1 protein-coding gene is annotated in these 1,057 nt (G+C 63.6%); it reads right to left on the bottom strand.

Annotated elements, in window-relative coordinates; genetic code table 11:
* On the bottom strand, window positions 1-1,020 hold a 1,020-nt coding region (locus ENZ75_RS32715), incomplete at its 3' end, for an MFS transporter (protein WP_128278658.1).
* Between the last annotated feature and the right edge of the window lie 37 nt (window positions 1,021-1,057).

The raw sequence follows: 1,057 nt of genomic DNA, 5'->3' as shown, positions 1-1,057 counted from the left end.
GCCGACAGGTCCCGACAAAAGCGCGATCGATGCCGACAAGGGCAGGAAGATGAAGCCGACCTCGGCCGTGCTCAGGCCCCAGCCGGCGATCAGCAGCATTGGCAGATAGAAAAGGTTGGCCGACAGCGCAAAATAGAGGAAGAACGTCGCCACATTGGCGCCGGCGAAAGCACCGACGCGAAACAGGCTGAGGTCGATCATCGGCTCGCGCTGCCGAAGCTCGAAGACGATGAAGACAGCCAGCAATACGACGCCGGCGGCAATGCTCGGCCCTGCCATGAGGCCCTCGCCGCTGGCGCTCATCGAGGTCAGCCCATAGGCAAGCGCACCGAAAGCCAATGTCGCGAGCGCTGCACCGCCGAGATCCAGGCTGCGTTTCTCCGTCGGCACATCGGCCGGAACCTTGGCCAGCAGAAGCCAGATCGAAATCAAGCCCAGCGGCAGGTTGATGGCGAAGATCGCCCGCCAGATGCCGTCACCGAAGGCCGACAGCACGAAGCCGCCGAACACCGGGCCAAGTGCCGTGGTCAGCGCCGAAGCCGCCGCCCAGATGCCGATAGCACGGCCGCGTTCTTTCTTCGGGTAGGCCTTGGCGATGATGGCGAGGCTGCCAGGCACCATGATTGCCGCACCGATGCCCTGCAACGCGCGAAATGCGATCAGCACAATTGCATTCGGCGCCAGCGCACAGGCAAGCGAAGCGAGGATGAACAGCGCGATGCCGGCCACGAAGGCGCGGCGCAGACCGAATCGGTCACCGGCAGCGCCCCCGGCCAGGATCAGCGCCGAGAGCGTCAACGCATAGGCATTGGAAATCCACTGCGCCTCGGCAAGGCTTGCGCCGAGATTGACGCGGATCGCTGGTGTAGCGATGGCCAGGATGGAGCCGTCTATGAAGCCAAGCGCCGAGGCCAGAATTGCCGCGATCAGCACAAATCGTCGCCGCGACTGCGGACAAAACGTTCCATTCGTGACCGGATTGGTCAGCGGGACGGCGGCGGCTTCACTTGGTGAATGCATGAAACCTTGCTTAAACCCCTGGCGCACCGGCAACAAC

The organism is Mesorhizobium sp. M7A.F.Ca.CA.002.04.1.1 (assembly GCF_004022805.1).
Classification (GTDB): Bacteria; Pseudomonadota; Alphaproteobacteria; order Rhizobiales; family Rhizobiaceae; genus Mesorhizobium; species Mesorhizobium ciceri.
Note: the sequence above shows the minus strand (reverse complement) of the source record. Positions and strands in the feature narration are given on the sequence as shown.